This is a genomic window from Acidobacteriota bacterium (assembly GCA_018001935.1).
Taxonomy (GTDB): Bacteria; Acidobacteriota; JAAYUB01; order JAAYUB01; family JAAYUB01; genus JAGNHB01.
In genome coordinates this window covers 72,668-86,714 of record JAGNHB010000013.1, presented here as the reverse complement: position 1 = coordinate 86,714, position 14,047 = coordinate 72,668, and the positions used below count along the sequence as shown (strand labels likewise).

General features: G+C 59.9%; 16 protein-coding genes. All 16 read left to right on the top strand.

Features of this window, described 5'->3' with window-relative positions; translation table 11 throughout:
• Positions 1-355 precede the first annotated feature (355 nt).
• The 16 genes from KA419_07660 to KA419_07585 all read left to right on the top strand — a co-directional run bounded on the left by KA419_07660 (position 356) and on the right by KA419_07585 (position 14,046).
• Positions 356-760, top strand: a complete 405-nt coding sequence (locus tag KA419_07660; GenBank protein MBP7865812.1) for a nucleotidyltransferase domain-containing protein — start codon at positions 356-358, stop codon at positions 758-760.
• Positions 745-1,206, top strand: a complete 462-nt coding sequence (locus tag KA419_07655) for a DUF86 domain-containing protein (GenBank protein MBP7865811.1) — start codon at positions 745-747, stop codon at positions 1,204-1,206. The genes KA419_07660 and KA419_07655 overlap by 16 nt, the downstream gene beginning before the upstream one ends.
• A 472-nt stretch (positions 1,207-1,678) precedes the next feature.
• Positions 1,679-2,011, top strand: a complete 333-nt coding sequence (locus KA419_07650) for a hypothetical protein (protein ID MBP7865810.1) — start codon at positions 1,679-1,681, stop codon at positions 2,009-2,011.
• A gap of 3 nt (positions 2,012-2,014) precedes the next feature.
• On the top strand, positions 2,015-2,695 hold the full coding sequence (locus tag KA419_07645; GenBank protein ID MBP7865809.1) for a nucleotidyl transferase AbiEii/AbiGii toxin family protein: 681 nt from the start codon (positions 2,015-2,017) through the stop codon (positions 2,693-2,695).
• Between the two features lie 915 nt (positions 2,696-3,610).
• A complete protein-coding gene (locus KA419_07640) occupies positions 3,611-3,841 on the top strand; it encodes a DUF433 domain-containing protein (protein MBP7865808.1) in 231 nt (76 codons plus the stop codon).
• A 3-nt stretch (positions 3,842-3,844) separates the two neighbouring features.
• Positions 3,845-4,207 carry a DUF5615 family PIN-like protein gene (locus KA419_07635; protein MBP7865807.1) on the top strand — a complete coding sequence of 121 codons (363 nt, stop codon included), beginning with the start codon at positions 3,845-3,847 and terminating at the stop codon, positions 4,205-4,207.
• A gap of 244 nt (positions 4,208-4,451) precedes the next feature.
• Complete coding sequence (locus KA419_07630; GenBank protein MBP7865806.1) at positions 4,452-5,417, top strand: Gfo/Idh/MocA family oxidoreductase; 966 nt, start codon at positions 4,452-4,454, stop codon at positions 5,415-5,417.
• A 189-nt stretch (positions 5,418-5,606) separates the two neighbouring features.
• Positions 5,607-5,915, top strand: a complete 309-nt coding sequence (locus tag KA419_07625) for a DUF4258 domain-containing protein (protein ID MBP7865805.1) — start codon at positions 5,607-5,609, stop codon at positions 5,913-5,915.
• A 2-nt stretch (positions 5,916-5,917) separates the two neighbouring features.
• On the top strand, positions 5,918-6,148 hold the full coding sequence (locus KA419_07620; protein MBP7865804.1) for a YgiT-type zinc finger protein: 231 nt from the start codon (positions 5,918-5,920) through the stop codon (positions 6,146-6,148).
• Between the two features lie 600 nt (positions 6,149-6,748).
• Positions 6,749-7,399 (top strand): N-acetyltransferase, encoded by a 651-nt coding sequence (locus KA419_07615; protein MBP7865803.1) that lies wholly within the window; start codon positions 6,749-6,751, stop codon positions 7,397-7,399.
• Between the two features lie 333 nt (positions 7,400-7,732).
• Positions 7,733-7,990 carry a UPF0175 family protein gene (locus tag KA419_07610; protein MBP7865802.1) on the top strand — a complete coding sequence of 86 codons (258 nt, stop codon included), beginning with the start codon at positions 7,733-7,735 and terminating at the stop codon, positions 7,988-7,990.
• Positions 7,983-8,495: a DUF3368 domain-containing protein gene (locus tag KA419_07605; protein ID MBP7865801.1), complete on the top strand. Its 513-nt coding sequence runs from the start codon at positions 7,983-7,985 to the stop codon at positions 8,493-8,495. Before KA419_07610 ends, KA419_07605 begins: the two co-directional genes overlap by 8 nt.
• Positions 8,496-8,926: 431 nt before the next feature.
• Positions 8,927-9,214: a hypothetical protein gene (locus tag KA419_07600; protein MBP7865800.1), complete on the top strand. Its 288-nt coding sequence runs from the start codon at positions 8,927-8,929 to the stop codon at positions 9,212-9,214.
• Between the two features lie 1,222 nt (positions 9,215-10,436).
• Positions 10,437-11,384, top strand: coding sequence for a DegT/DnrJ/EryC1/StrS family aminotransferase (locus tag KA419_07595; GenBank protein MBP7865799.1), 948 nt, complete (start codon positions 10,437-10,439; stop codon positions 11,382-11,384).
• A gap of 194 nt (positions 11,385-11,578) precedes the next feature.
• Positions 11,579-12,703, top strand: coding sequence for a DegT/DnrJ/EryC1/StrS family aminotransferase (locus tag KA419_07590; GenBank protein MBP7865798.1), 1,125 nt, complete (start codon positions 11,579-11,581; stop codon positions 12,701-12,703).
• A gap of 218 nt (positions 12,704-12,921) precedes the next feature.
• Positions 12,922-14,046, top strand: coding sequence for a TDP-N-acetylfucosamine:lipid II N-acetylfucosaminyltransferase (locus KA419_07585; GenBank protein MBP7865797.1), 1,125 nt, complete (start codon positions 12,922-12,924; stop codon positions 14,044-14,046).
• The last annotated feature ends 1 nt before the right edge of the window (position 14,047 follow it).

Here is a 14,047-nt window from a genome sequence, read left to right as displayed (position 1 = left end):
CGTGGAGTGCGGCGCGCAGGCGGCCGGAGCGCCGCTTTGACCGCGCCGCGCAGTCTTCGGAGCGGCGCGGCTTGCACTCAACAAGCGTGCCACCGGGCTCGGACGAGAAAAGAAAGCGGGACCAGGCCAAACGCGGTCTCCGGCCTCCTGGCCCCTTCTCTTCCGCCTCCGGTCTCCGGATTGCCGACTCTCCGCTCCTGACTTCCGCCTCCTGGATTCTGGATTCCGCCTGTCTCGTCCGTTTATTTCGTGTATTCCGTGGTTCATTCTCCGATCAATCCGCGTTCATCCGTGGTTAGAATTTCCGGTTTGCGGTTTACGCGACGGCGCCCCCCCCGAAACCGGGTCCAATTCCATGTCCTTCCCTCACGACATTCTTGAATCCTGCATCCGCCTCTGCCAGGAGGATCCCCGCCTGCAGCTGGCCTTTCTCTTCGGATCCGTCGCCCGGGGCGAAGCCGGGCGGGAGAGCGACCTGGACCTCGCCGTGGCCGACGCGGACCGGATCGGGTGGGAGCGCAAGATGGAGCTGATGGAGCGATTCTCCTTGGCTTCGGGCCGCCCCGTGGACCTCGTGGACCTCCGGACCGCGACGGGGCCGCTGCTGAGGGCCGTCTTGTGCCGGGGGACCCGGCTTCTTTGCCGGGACCCGCTGCTGCTCGCCGAGCTCCTTCGCCGCCTGTGGTACGATGCGGCGGATTTCCAGCCGCTCGTCCGACACATCCGGGAAAGCAGGGTGTTGCGATGGACCACGATGTGACCCTCGCCAAGCTCGAGTCCCTGGAACGCTGCCTCCGGCGGTTGGAGGTAAAGCGCCCCGAGCACGTCGAGGAACTGACGGACGACCTCGACCGGCAGGACATCCTGGCCGTGAACCTGGAGCGCGCCGTCCAGCTGTGCGTGGACCTCGCGGCCATGCGAATCGCCGATGGAGGGGTCCCCGCGCCCGAGACCATGGGGGAAGCCTTCGCGGTTCTCCGCGACACCGGCGTTCTGAGCGCGGTTGTGGCGGATCGGATGATGAAGGCGGTCGCCTTCCGCAACATCGCCGTCCATGCTTATCGCCGCATCGACTGGGAGATTGTCTTCGCCATCGTCCACCACCACCTCGAAGACTTCCGCGCCTTCTCCCGGGAGATCCTCGAGTCGCCGGGGGCGAGTCCTCGAACTCCCGGGACCGGGCCCGTGCCCCCCCCGGAGGCCTGAAGGGCCGGCCAGGGAATCCGGGGCGAAGCGGACAACTCGACCGCCGGAAAACGACAGGGACCAAAAGGACGTAAAGGACCAAAAGGACAGCGGGGGTGGGGTCCTGTATCCGTGTACATCCGGGGTTCAGATTGGGTTGCGGCCAATGGCTGCCCTGTGCTCCCTGCGGCCATCCCCCGTTCGTGTCTTTCGTGTGGTTCGTGGTTAAAAAAGGCTGTAGCTGTTTAGGCTGTGGGCTGTAGGTCCGGAAGGATTCCCCTCGGGATCGGGATCGGTATCGCCGTCGCCATCGAAAGGCCGATAGACTGAAGGCGGACAGCGAGGCGGCGGGATCGCCGTCCATTCGACAGAAACGAATCGGAGCCGCGCGCGTAAGCAAGCGGTAAGTTTTTCTAATATTTCCCGCTCCCTGGCAGTCGTGGCTCTGGAAATGGCTGCTGGAGAGGTCCTGACGCCGTCTGACTTCTGACCCATGACGACTACTGACACAAATCCCGAACCGGACCTCTCCCGCCCCCTCCCCTTCGTCTGGGACTACCGGGTTTCCGAAGGGGAGTTCCGGGAGATCCTGGCCGGCCGTCTCCGACGGGGTCGGTTCGGCCGGGACTGGGCCTCCCTCAGGCTCCTGGAGTACGGGTCCTGGGCCGACATCGTCGGTTTTCTCGGTTATGCCGGGCTGGTCTCTGGGTGGCCCTCCTGGCGTGACCGGGTTCGCTCCGAATCCCGAAGGCGTGGCCTGGACTTCATCTGCCGATGGGTCCCCCGCCGCCACCCGGAGTGGATGACTTCCCCGTCTCGGGACTGACCCATGGACAGCCACCTCTACCTTGAACGGCTCTACCCTTTTCAGGACAAGGTCCTCGGTGTACTTGCCCCTTTGGGGACCGGTTTCTACCTGACCGGCGGGACCTGCCTCTCCCGTGCGTACCTCGGTCACCGCTTCTCCGACGACCTGGACTTCTTCGTCAACCACCGTCCGGAATTCGGACTGTGGCGCGATCAGGCCATCCACGCCCTCGCCGCGGACGCCCGGTGGTCCTGCGAGGTCCTTTCCCGCGAGGAACGCTTTGCCCGCCTGATCCTCAGGGACGGGGAGACCGCCCTCCGGATCGAGTGGGTGAACGACGTCCCCTGCCGGATCGGAACACCCCGGGAGCACCCCGCCCTGGGGCGGATCGACTCCCCCGAGAACATCCTGTCGAACAAAGTCACCGCGCTGGTGGACCGGGAGGAACCCAAGGACCTGGTCGACATCTGGGGTCTGTGCACGACCCTCGGCCTGTCCCTCTCCCGGGCGGTGAGCGACGCCGCGGGAAAAGCGGCCGGCGTTTTCCCTCCGGACGTGGCCCGGCGCCTGGCCTCGGCCACCGAGGAGGACTGGAAACTCGTCAAGTGGATCGCCCCCCCCGACCCCGCCCGTTTCCTCTCCGACCTCCAAAGCCTGGCCGAACAACTCCTCTCGGAAACCGCCTCGAGAGAAGGTGGATAGGCTGAAGCTATTTAGGCTGTAGGTCCGGAGAATTTCCCCTCGGGGTCGGTATCGGAATCCCAAGCCGGCGAAGCCGGAACCTAACCCGGGATCTTTCTGGTTGGCTGATGGCCGTATCTCCGAAATACATGCATGAGGCTCGGAGCATCGGGTCGGAACGACCTTGGGCTTTTTCGCCCGTCTGATCGCTCTCATCCTGTCCATCCTGACCATCCATGTTCGATCATTGCTGGTGGATCCGGAATTTCTCTCTCACAAAGGCGCCAAGGCACGGAGAAAACCGGAAGGCCCTCAGAATCGGTTTTTCGACACTCGGTCCTCTCTGTGCCGTGCCTCCGTGCCTGGTGCCTCCATGCCTCCGTGCCTCCGTGAGAACTCCTTCCGGGCTTATTTTCACCACGGCAGCACACGGAACCAACGGAGAATCGGAAGCCGGAAGGAGTGATCCGCGGGCGCTGCGGGATTTGCGACCCATGCCGTCTTCCTTTGCGAGCTTGGCGCCTTGGCGAGAGCCGCCCCGGATCCTGATCTCGCAAAGGCGCCAAGATCGCAAAGAAAACCGGGGCGCCAGGGATGCGGCCAAGAACCACGAAAGCCCGCCTTCACCGGGTCGCCCCGCCTCCGGGAGGATGCTTCCGGAATGTCTCTCACGAAGGCACGGAGAAGAGGGGTTTCCGTTCACCGTGAACCGACCAGGCACCGTCTCCGGTTTACGGTCTCCCGACCAAGGCCTCCAGAGGGCTGTCTCTTCCTCCTGCCTCCTGAATTCTGAATTCTTCGTCCGTGTGGTTCGTGTGGTTCGTGGTTCTTATTCCGTGTATTCCGTGTATTTCGTGGTTGATATTCAGTTTCTTCCGCGTATACAAAACCGCGACTGTGCTCTTCCGGCAATCCTGCTTCAGGAGGGAAACAACGATGAACTGGCGCGACCGTATCAAGGCCGATCCGGCCATCCTGGTCGGGAAACCGGTAATCAAGGGGACCCGGCTGGCCGTCGATTTCATCCTCTCCCTGATGGCCCAGGGGTGGACAGAGGCCGACCTGGTCTCAAATTACCCCGGGCTTGCCCACGAGGACATCCAGGCCTGCCTCCAATATGCCAGTGAGGTGATCGGCGGGGAGAAAACGTTCCCCCGGGCGGTATAAAGGATGCGTCTCCTGGCTGACGAGAACATTCCCGGGATGCTCATCCGAGCATTGAGGGACAACGGGGTTGATGTTCTTTGGATTTTGGAATCGCACCGGGGGGATTCGGACCGTGCGATCCTCGACCTGGCCCGCGGGGAGAATCGCATTCTCCTGACCTGCGACAAGGACTTCGGCGAACTGGCCTTTCACCAGCACCTGCCGGCCGGGTGCGGAGTGATCTTGCTTCGGGTGGCCATGATTCCGTCGGTCGACTGCATGGCGACTCTTGCGGCTATCCTTGCTTCCCGCACGGATTGGGGAGAGCATTTCTCAGTGGTCGAAACGGACCGGATTCGCATGCGCTCTCTACCTTCAGCACCATGAGTTTTTCCCCACTTCGCCCGTCGTTCGTGTGGTTCGTGGGATTCGTGGTTCTTTTTCCGTGTCTTCCGTGTATTTCGTGGTCCTAAAATGCTGTTAGCGATTCAGGTTCCAACCGGAAGGATCATGACCCTTTTGAATACCTATTCCCCGCTTCGGCCTCCCGTTCGTGTGGTTCGTGTGGTTCGTGGTTAAAATCCCCTCCGTCCCCTTTCGTGTATTTCGTGTATTTCGTGGTTAAACCCGCATGAGTGCCCCCCCCCTCAACTTCGCCCTGGTCGGCGCCGCCGGCTACATCGCCCCGCGCCACCTCCAGGCCGTCCGCGACACCGGGAACCACCTGGTGGCCGCCGCCGACCCCCACGACGCCGTGGGGATTCTGGACAGCTACTTCCCCGAGGCCCGGTACTTCCGCGAGATCGAGCGCTTCGACCGCCACCTGGACAAGCTGCACCGCGCAAAGGCCGAGGAGCGCATCCACTGGGTCAGCATCTGCTCCCCCAACTTCCTCCACGACGCCCACGTCCGCCTCGCCCTGCGCAGCGGCGCCGACGCCCTCTGCGAGAAACCCCTGGTCATCAACCCCTGGAACCTGGACGCCCTGGAGACGCTCGAGCGGGAGACGGGCCGGCGGGTCCGCACCGTGCTGCAGCTCCGCGTCCACCCTTCGCTGGCGGCCCTGCACCGTTCGATGAGCGCGGCGCCGCCCGCCGCCCCGCGCGACGTGGTCCTCACCTACGTCACCGCCCGCGGCCCCTGGTACCGCTACTCCTGGAAAGGGGACCCGGGCAAGTCCGGCGGGGTGGCCGTCAACATCGGCATCCACTTCTTCGACCTGCTCACCTGGCTCTTCGGCCCCCCCGAGCGCGTCGAACTCCACCGCCACGAGCCCGGCCGGATGGCGGGCTTCATCGAACTGAAACATGCCCGGGTGCGCTGGTTCCTCTCCATCGACGCCGCGGACCTCCCCTTCCCCCTCGAGCCGGGCAAGAAGTCCACCTACCGCAGCATCACCATCGACGGCGAGGAGATCGAATTCACTGAAGGTTTCAAGGACCTCCACACCCGGGTCTACGAGGAGACCCTCGCGGGCCGCGGCTTCGGCATAAACGACGCCCGCCCCTCCATCGAGCTGGTCCACCGCCTGGTAACGTCTCCCCTTGTGACCCCGACCCCCGACACGGCGCATCCCTTTTTAGGCTGTAGGCTGTAGGGGTTTAGGCTGTAGGTCCGGAGGGATTCCCCTCGGGGTCGTTATCGGAATCGGTATCGGTATCGCAGTTGCCATCGCAAGGTCGATAGGCTGATGACTTCCAGCCTGAAGGGGTTTAGGAAAAATCGCCCCGGGGTCTTCTCCTCCGGACCTTCAGCCTGTCTTCCTGTCCCCTGACCTGTCTTTGTCATGAAATCGATCCAGAGCATACGCCAGGATTTCATCTCCGGTGATGTTGAGTTCACCCGCCACGCTCTTCGAAGAGTGGTGGAGCGAAATATTTCGCTTGACCAGATTCTTCAGGCATCATCCAACGCCGAGATCATCGAGGACTATCCGGACGACAAGTACGCCCCCAGTTGCCTGCTGCTTGGGTTCACGGCCGATGGACGCCCTTTGCATTTGCAAATCACGCGCGATGAAGAAACCGTTACCCGCATCATTACGATCTATGAACCCGACCCGGCCCAGTGGTTCTCTTACCGGGTGAGGAGGTGACCATGTTCAAGTGTTCCGCCTGTGGTTTCACGGAGTCCGTGGATCATCCCGTTCAGGAGGTGTTTTTTATCGATGGACGCCACGTCCTCGTCGAGGAGATCCCCGCCCGGGTCTGCACGCGATGCGGGGAACCATCGTTCTCACCGGAAACGGTGGAGAAGATCCGCCGGATGATCCACGAGCACATCCCCCCTCTCCGGACGATTCCCCTTGACGTTTTCCGCTGCGCCTGACTGATAGGGAAGAATGCTCGTTCTTTGTCACACCGATCGGGAGGAATCCGCCGTTGGGGCGACCGTCCGCATCATCTCCTGCCGCAAGGCGACAAAATCGGTATCGCAGTCGCAGTCGAAAGGTCGATAGGCTGAAGGCTGATAGGCTGAAGGCCGGAACAGAAATCCTCGGGTTCGGTATCGCAGTCGCAGTCGAAAGGTCGATAGGCTGAAGGCTGATAGGCTGAAGGCCGGAACAGAAATCCTCGGGTTCGGTATCGCAGTCGCCGTCGCCTCAGGGCTCGACATCGAAACCGCCCCCCGAATTATTAATTATTAGTGCTCATTAGTGCAATGAGTGGTTAACGATTCCGTCTCCTTCGTTCGTGTAGCTCGTGTAGTTTGTGTGGTTCGTGGTTAGAATAGGCTGTAGGCTTTAGGTCCGAAAGCATCGGAATCGGAATCGGGATCGGAAACGGTATCGCAATCGCCGTCGCAATCGAAAGGTCGATAGCTGAAGGCTATTAGACTGAAGGGGATTAGGGTAAATCTCCCCGCAATATCCCCCTCCGGACCTACAGCCTACAGCCTAAACCCCTACAGCCTTCCCTGGAGCCCCCCATGCCCGACTACTTCAAGCACGCCTCCGCCTTCGTCGACGAGCCCTGCGCCATCGGCGAGGGCACGAAGATCTGGCACTTCTGCCACGTCCTGAAGAACGCCCGCCTCGGCCGCAACTGCATCCTGGGCCAGAACGTCCACATCGCAGGCGACGTGGTGATCGGCGACAACGTCAAGATCCAGAACAACGTCTCCGTCTACACCGGCACGGTGATCGAGGACGACGTCTTCCTGGGCCCCTCCTGCGTCCTGACCAACGTCACCAACCCCCGCTCCCAGGTGAACCGCCACAGCCTCTACGAGCGCACCCTCCTGCGTCGCGGCTGCACCATCGGCGCCAACGCCACGGTGGTCTGCGGCATCACCGTGGGCCGCTACGCCTTCGTGGCCGCCGGTGCCGTGGTGGCGAAGGACGTCCCCGACTACGCCCTGATGGTGGGCGTCCCCGGCCGCCGCAAGGGCTGGATGAGCCGCCACGGCCACCCCCTGACGAATCCGGACGCCGACGGCGTCTACCGCTGCCCCGAAAGCGGCTTCCGCTACAAAGAAGTAGAGCCCAACATCCTCCGCTGCCTGGATCTCGATGAAGACTCCCCCCTCCCTCCGGCCCTAGCCGTCGGCCACAAGCCCTACGACGACTTCAAGAAGTAGGGGTTTAGGCTGAAGGCTGTCAGACTGAAGGTCCGGAGCCCAAATCCTCGGGGTCGGAATCGGTATCGCAGACGCAATCGAAAGGTCGATCGACTGAAGGCTTTTAGACTGAAGGGGTTTAGCAAAATCACTCCGTGCCGCCCCTCCGAACCTTCAGCCTTCAGCCTAAACCCCTTCAGCCTGTCCTCCTGTATCCTGTCTCCTCCGTTCGTGTGGTTCGTGGTTTAAATTCTGTGTATTCTGCGTATTCTGTGGTTGAATAGTCTGTAACGGTTCAGTGCTCCGCAACCCGCGGCCCCCTCCGGACCTTCAGCCTTTGAATTGGAGACCCGTATGAGCAAATCGCTTCTGACCGTTGAATACCCGGACACCCTCCCCGACGCCCTGCAGGAAACCCGGGAAGAGTTCGAGCAGGAAGCCCGGTTGGCCATGGCGGTAAAGCTGTTCGAAAGGGGGCGAATCTCTTCGGGGACCGCGGCGAAGATGGCCGGAACGGAACGTGTCCCTTTTCTCCTGGCCCTCCATCAAGCCGGTGTGCCCATGATCGACCTGAAGGAAGACGAACTGACCCGGGACCTTCTGAATGCCTGAAAATTCCCGCCAAACGCTCATCATCAATACCGGGCCGATTCTGGCCCTGATTGCAGCGACAGGCTCGTTGGAGGTTCTTCGCGGCCGGTATGGAACGGTCAGGACCACCTGGGAAGTCGCCCGGGAACTCGAAGCGGGCGGGGGGGACAGATTCGGTGCCCGTGCGTTTCGGGAAGCTTCCTGGCTGCAACTCGAGGAACACCCTCTGACCCTCACGCCTTACCTTGTCAATCTCCTGGATCCGGGTGAGGCTTCCGTGATCCAGCTTTGCCTGCAGGTGAAAGAAGCGATGGTTTGTATTGATGAGGTGGTCGGAAGGAGGGTGGCACGCTTGCACAATATGAAGTTGACGGGATCCATCGGCATTCTCTTGAAAGCCCGCGCCAAGCGATTCCCTGTTTCGATCCCTGACGCGCTGCGAAACATGAGGGAGAAAGGGATCTGGCTGAGCGAAAAGGTGATCCAATTTGCTCTCGACCATGATCCCGACAGGTGCGAACGGTGACGCTTGATGAGTGCCGATGAGTGTGATGAGTGGTTAAATCCCTTCTGTGTTCTTTGTGCTCTCTGCGTTCTCTGCGGCCCTCCCCCGTTCGTGTCTTTCGTGTAGTTCGTGGTTGAAAAAAGGCTGTAGCTGTTTAGGCTGTAGGCTGTAGGTCCGGAGGAATTCCCCTCGGGGTCGGTATCGGAATCGGTATCGCAGTCGCCGTCGCAATCGAAAGGTCGACAGGCTGAAGGCTGTCAGGCTGAAGACCGGAAGGGGTGTAAACACCCTTCAGTTAGAAGGACCTGAACCACAAGTCCGATGAGTGAAGATTAGTGCTATTAGTGGTTAATTCCTTTCTGTTTTCTTTGCGCTCTCTGCGTTCTCTGCGGCCCTCCCCCGTTCGTGTCTTTCGTGTGGTTCGTGGTTAATCCTTCTCCCGAGGCTGTCCCATGCAAGTCAAAGCCCGAAAAACTCCCTACGGCCTCCTGATCCCCCTTGACGGCGAACTGGCCAATCTCCCGGACGACGTCATCGACCTTGAGGTCACCCTCCTCCCTCGGGAGAAGACAGACAAGGCCCTCGTCGCCGAGGCCGCGGTGGAGCGCTACCTGGAAAAGCAGCGCAGGGAGGTGCCTTCGACCCTTTCCGTGGAAGAACGCGAGGAAGCGTATCGCCGGCTGGGTGTGGAGGAAGTCCATTCCATCGAGGACGCTCTCCACCGCCTCCCGAAAAATTGACACCTTCAGCCTGTCCTACTGGCTCATGTCTTCTTCGTTCGTGTGGTTCGTGTGGTTCGTGGTTAAAATCCGAACCGCCCCCTCCGAACCTTCTGCCTCTCCTCCTGACTCCTCCGTCCGTGTATTTCGTGGTTGAAACAGTTTGAAAGGACCCCCTGACATGTTCCTCCTGGACGTGAACGTCGTCATCGATGCCGTCAGCGGACGCCCGCCGAGGGGTGAAGACTCTGCCCGGCTCCTGGCGTCCCTCCTCGAACGTCGTCTCGCCGCCGTATCGTCCGCTTCCCTCCCCATCATTCAGTACGTCGTGGGACGGCGATACCCCGACCGCCTGGAAGCGCTTCAGCGGCTTTTTCGCCAATGTCCGATCGTTAAGACCCCCGCCTACGTCGACTTCGACGACGACCTGGCCCGTCACGACCTGGAGGATTATTTGGTCGCCTTGTCCGCCAGGGCGATCGGCGCGAAGGTCCTCACCGCCGACGCCGCCTTCCTGGACCGCTGCCCGGATGCCGTCCACCCGGACGAACTGCTGTCCGAACCGGCCAAAACAGCCCCGTTGATCCCCTTCTGCGACCTCCGCCGCCTCCACGAACGCCTGGCCCCCCGGATCGAGCATCGCCTCGACACCGTCTTCCGCCACGCCGGCTTCGTCAACGGCCCCGAGGTGAAGGAACTGGAGGAGCGCTGCGCGGAATGGGTCGGGGTGGACCACGCCATCGGCACCGCTTCGGGCACCGACGCCCTGCTGGTGATCCTGATGGCCCTTGGCGTCGGCCCGGGAGATTACGTCCTGACTACTCCGTTCACCTTCATCGCCACCGCCGAGGTCATCGCCTTTCTGGGCGCAACCCCCCTCTTCGCGGACATCGACCCCGAAACCTACAACCTCGACCCCGGGGCCGTTGAGCAGGTCCTGGCCGACCCCCGCGACCCGAGAACCGGCGCCCCCATCCCCCTCGAACGCCTCAAGGGGATCATCGCCGTGGACCTCTTCGGCCAGATCGCCGACTACGACGCCCTGTCCGCCGTGATAAACAAGCACAACCCCGGCATGTTCCTGATCGAAGACGCCGCCCAGTCCTTCGGCGCCGAATGCGCCGGCCGGCCGGCCGGCGCATTCGGCCACGCTGCCGCCGCCTCCTTCTTCCCTGCCAAGCCCTTGGGCTGCGCGGGCGACGGCGGCATGGTCTTCACCAACGACGCGGCCCTCGCCGCCGAGATTCGAAAAATCGTCAACCACGGCCAGTCCAAGCGCTACCACCACGCCCGCTTGGGTCTCAACGCCCGGCTCGACACCCTCCAGGCCGCCCTCCTCTTAGCCAAGCTCGACGACTACCTCGGCCCGGAGAAGACCCATTCCACTGGTTCGTCCCCTGCTCCGGAGGCGGCCAGTCAAGCATCTTCGTCCCCTGTCCCGGAGGCAGCCAAGCCCACCGGGCCTCTCCCCGGCCAAGAGACAACCGAACACGCCGCCATCACCCCGAACCCGTCGGCACCCGGGCACACTGCGCCCCCCATCCCGCCGGCACCCGATAATGACACGCTCCCCCCTGGCCCGGCCCAACGCAACCAGGTGGCCGCCGCCTACACCGAAGCCCTGTCCCCCCTGGCCGCCCAAGGCCTCCTCCACCTCCCCACGCCGATACCGAACCCAAAGTGGTGGCGCAGGCTTCAGCCTGCGCGGCACGATCAAGCCAAATCCTCCTCTTGCGCCCCAACACCCGACACCCCGCCCCGCCAGGGGCGCAATGTCGGTAGCTCCGAGTCGTTAGTTCTGTCCGTTCCACCCCGGCAGGGGTGGGACCCGTGCTGTGAATCCTCCGGATCGCAACGGGATGAAACACTCCCTGATTCCCCGGCCTCCCTCTCCGCCTGGTCCCAATATTCAATCCAATTCCTGACGGGCCCGGCCCCCGCAACCCGCGACGCCGCCGCCGACTTCCTGAAAAACCATGGCATCCCCACTGCCGTTCACTACCCGGTCCCCCTCCACCAGCAACCGGTCTTCGAATCCCTCGGCTACCAGCAGGGCGCCTTCCCGGTCGCCGAGTCCGTCTCCCAAAGAATCCTCAGCCTCCCCTTCGACGCTTTGAAAACAAAGGAAGAAATCCACCAAGTCACCCAATCCCTCACCGCTTTCTTCCACACAAATATCAGTGAAGATTAGTGCAATTAGTGGTTGATACCTCCCCGGTTCATGTGGTTCGTGTGGTTCGTGGTTAAATCCGTCCCTTGCCGGACCTACAGCCTACAGCCTAAAATGCTACAGCCTATCCTCACCATCGTCGGCGCCCGCCCCCAGTTCATCAAGGCCGCCCCTGGAAGACAACAACAAAATACTCCACTCAAGCGAAATTCAAAATGGCACATGCTGATCAACCTCACAACATCTACGTCACCCAACCCTTCATGCCCCCACTGGACGAGTTTGTGGCCTACTTGGAGAAGATCTGGGACAGCCGCTGGCTTACCAACGTGGGAGAGTTCCACCGCGAACTGGAGCGAGCCTTGGCAGAATACTTGGGGGTCAAGTATATCGCGCTCTTCGCCAACGGCACCCTTGCTTTGATCACCGCCCTTCAGGCCCTGCGGATCACGGGGGAGGTCATCACGACGCCCTTCAGCTTCGTGGCCACCGCCCACGCCCTTCACTGGAACGGCATCAAGCCCGTCTTCGTGGACATCGAACCGGAATTCTGCAACCTGGACCCGGAGAAGGTGGAGTCCGCCATCACCCCCCGGACCACGGCGATCCTCCCGGTTCACGTCTACGGCAACCCATGCAATGTCAAGAGACTCCAGCAGATTGCGGACATCTACGGTCTCAAGCTGATATACGACGGTGCCCACGCCTTCGGTGTGACCCTCGACGGCATGTCGGTCTTCAACCATGGAGATCTCTCCGTACTCAGCTTCCACGCCACGAAAGTCTACACTACCATCGAGGGGGGCGCCATCGTCTGTCCCGACGAGAAGATGAAGCAGCGCATCGATTTCCTCAAGAACTTCGGTTTTGCAGGCGAGGTAACCGTGGTGGCACCGGGGATCAACGCCAAGATGAACGAAGTTCAGGCCGCCTTCGGCCTCCTGCAGCTTAAATACGTGGGCGAGGCTATCGCCCGCCGGGGACGTATCGCCAAGCGCTATCGGGAAGCGCTGGCGGACGTGCCGGGGATTCGCCTCCTCCCCGAGATGGACGGCGTTCGACAGGCTCACCCCTACTTCCCCATCTTCATCGACATCAAAGATTACGGGGCCAGCCGTGATGATGTCTACAACGCTTTCAAACGCGAGTCAATCCACGTCCGCCGATACTTCTATCCTCTCATCAGCCAGTTCCCGACCTATCGTAACCTGGAGACCAGTCGAAAAGGGAACCTGCCTGTCGCTGAATGCATCACCGACCAGGTTCTCTGCCTCCCGATCCACCCGGAATTGCTCGAAGACCAGCAGGACCGGATCATTTCGATCTTGAGGGAAGCTTGAACAGTGCTGTCGTGGAACCTGCCGCTTCCTATCAAATCGGCAATTACAACAACCCTAAAGAGCCGATTTCCGGTAATGTCCCCATAACATTGACATCCAACCGGGTAGGCCAACTTTTGTGCAACTGACCAGACATGATCGGTAACACCTGCCGCCATGGTCGGAGTTTTTGCACGGAATACTTTTAATGCAACTTCCATCCTCATGGGGGAAGACCAATGAGAATTGTTCACATATTGTCTGGAAGTAGCGGCAGGATAAATCCACAGATTGTAAAGTTTTTTTTAGATTATGTAGCACTGATTGACGGCCGAATAGGCGAACAGGTATTCTATCTTTTTCAAAAATATGAGCTAATATCCGAAAGAGGCAAGCAGGATTACGGATCTTTGATTGACAACAATGCCAGTATTCATTTTGTCAATCCAACAAAATTCAATATACTTAGAACGTTTCTGAAATTTAGACGTGATGATATTGTAGTTTTACATAGCGGACGATTAACGAGGCTCTGGTTCATACTGATGCTTCTTCCCTGGCTATGGGATAGGATTGCGATGATTTGCTGGGGATGTGATATTGGGAATTTCATTGGATATAGTGAGTCCAGGGCCTTTAGTGGGAGGTTCCTCCATCAAATTCAGAGTTGTATAGTTCCTAAGTTGCGTGCGGTCTGTACGTTAACCCCAGGCGAATTCCCTAGAATTCGCTCAATCTTCAGAAATTGCGATAATTACCTTAACGTGTTCTATTCAACGATATCTCCGGAAGAGGGGATTGCAGAGTATCCTGAAGACAAGAAAAAAACCGACGTTACTCGTGTAGTTGTCAATCATGCCGCATCTCCTCATGGCAATCATGAAGAAGTATACGGCTGGTTGTCTGAGTATAAGGATGAACAACTACAGGTACTGAGTATACTGTCGTCAGGTCCAAGCACAGAGGCGTCCAGAATAGCTCAACTAGGTTCGGATATTTTCAAGGACAAATATTCGACATTGAGTGAGATCCTGCCTTATGTCGAATATGTAAAATTTTTTGATGAGTATGATATCCTGGTAATGAATTACAAGGTACAAGCGGGCTTGGGGATCACTAAGATATTCTTATCTAAGGGGAAACCGGTCTATCTCCGTAGCGAATCTCCGGTGTTCGAGATGTTGAAAGGTATGGGTATTGAAGTGAGAGATACCAATTCAATACCATCACTTTCATATGATGATTTCACAAGACCTTTGAGCCGCGAAACGATTGAGAACAACGCCCGGATATTGTCTCAAAAGCTCTCTCTGGAATCATCACTTATGTCTTGGAAGCGTTTGTTTGTTCGCATGGCCAAATGAC

What these genes read in the sequence shown, in the direction of transcription:
- KA419_07635 (MBP7865807.1), top strand. Translation starts at nt 3,845, where the DNA reads ATGCGTCTCCTGGCTGACGAGAACATTCCCGGGATGCTCATCCGAGCA.
- KA419_07640 (MBP7865808.1), top strand. Translation starts at nt 3,611, where the DNA reads ATGAACTGGCGCGACCGTATCAAGGCCGATCCGGCCATCCTGGTCGGG.
- KA419_07610 (MBP7865802.1), top strand. Translation starts at nt 7,733, where the DNA reads ATGAGCAAATCGCTTCTGACCGTTGAATACCCGGACACCCTCCCCGAC.
- KA419_07650 (MBP7865810.1), top strand. Translation starts at nt 1,679, where the DNA reads ATGACGACTACTGACACAAATCCCGAACCGGACCTCTCCCGCCCCCTC.
- KA419_07590 (MBP7865798.1), top strand. Translation starts at nt 11,579, where the DNA reads ATGGCACATGCTGATCAACCTCACAACATCTACGTCACCCAACCCTTC.
- KA419_07645 (MBP7865809.1), top strand. Translation starts at nt 2,015, where the DNA reads ATGGACAGCCACCTCTACCTTGAACGGCTCTACCCTTTTCAGGACAAG.
- KA419_07605 (MBP7865801.1), top strand. Translation starts at nt 7,983, where the DNA reads ATGCCTGAAAATTCCCGCCAAACGCTCATCATCAATACCGGGCCGATT.
- KA419_07625 (MBP7865805.1), top strand. Translation starts at nt 5,607, where the DNA reads ATGAAATCGATCCAGAGCATACGCCAGGATTTCATCTCCGGTGATGTT.
- KA419_07585 (MBP7865797.1), top strand. Translation starts at nt 12,922, where the DNA reads ATGAGAATTGTTCACATATTGTCTGGAAGTAGCGGCAGGATAAATCCA.
- KA419_07630 (MBP7865806.1), top strand. Translation starts at nt 4,452, where the DNA reads ATGAGTGCCCCCCCCCTCAACTTCGCCCTGGTCGGCGCCGCCGGCTAC.
- KA419_07655 (MBP7865811.1), top strand. Translation starts at nt 745, where the DNA reads ATGGACCACGATGTGACCCTCGCCAAGCTCGAGTCCCTGGAACGCTGC.
- KA419_07620 (MBP7865804.1), top strand. Translation starts at nt 5,918, where the DNA reads ATGTTCAAGTGTTCCGCCTGTGGTTTCACGGAGTCCGTGGATCATCCC.
- KA419_07600 (MBP7865800.1), top strand. Translation starts at nt 8,927, where the DNA reads ATGCAAGTCAAAGCCCGAAAAACTCCCTACGGCCTCCTGATCCCCCTT.
- KA419_07615 (MBP7865803.1), top strand. Translation starts at nt 6,749, where the DNA reads ATGCCCGACTACTTCAAGCACGCCTCCGCCTTCGTCGACGAGCCCTGC.
- KA419_07660 (MBP7865812.1), top strand. Translation starts at nt 356, where the DNA reads ATGTCCTTCCCTCACGACATTCTTGAATCCTGCATCCGCCTCTGCCAG.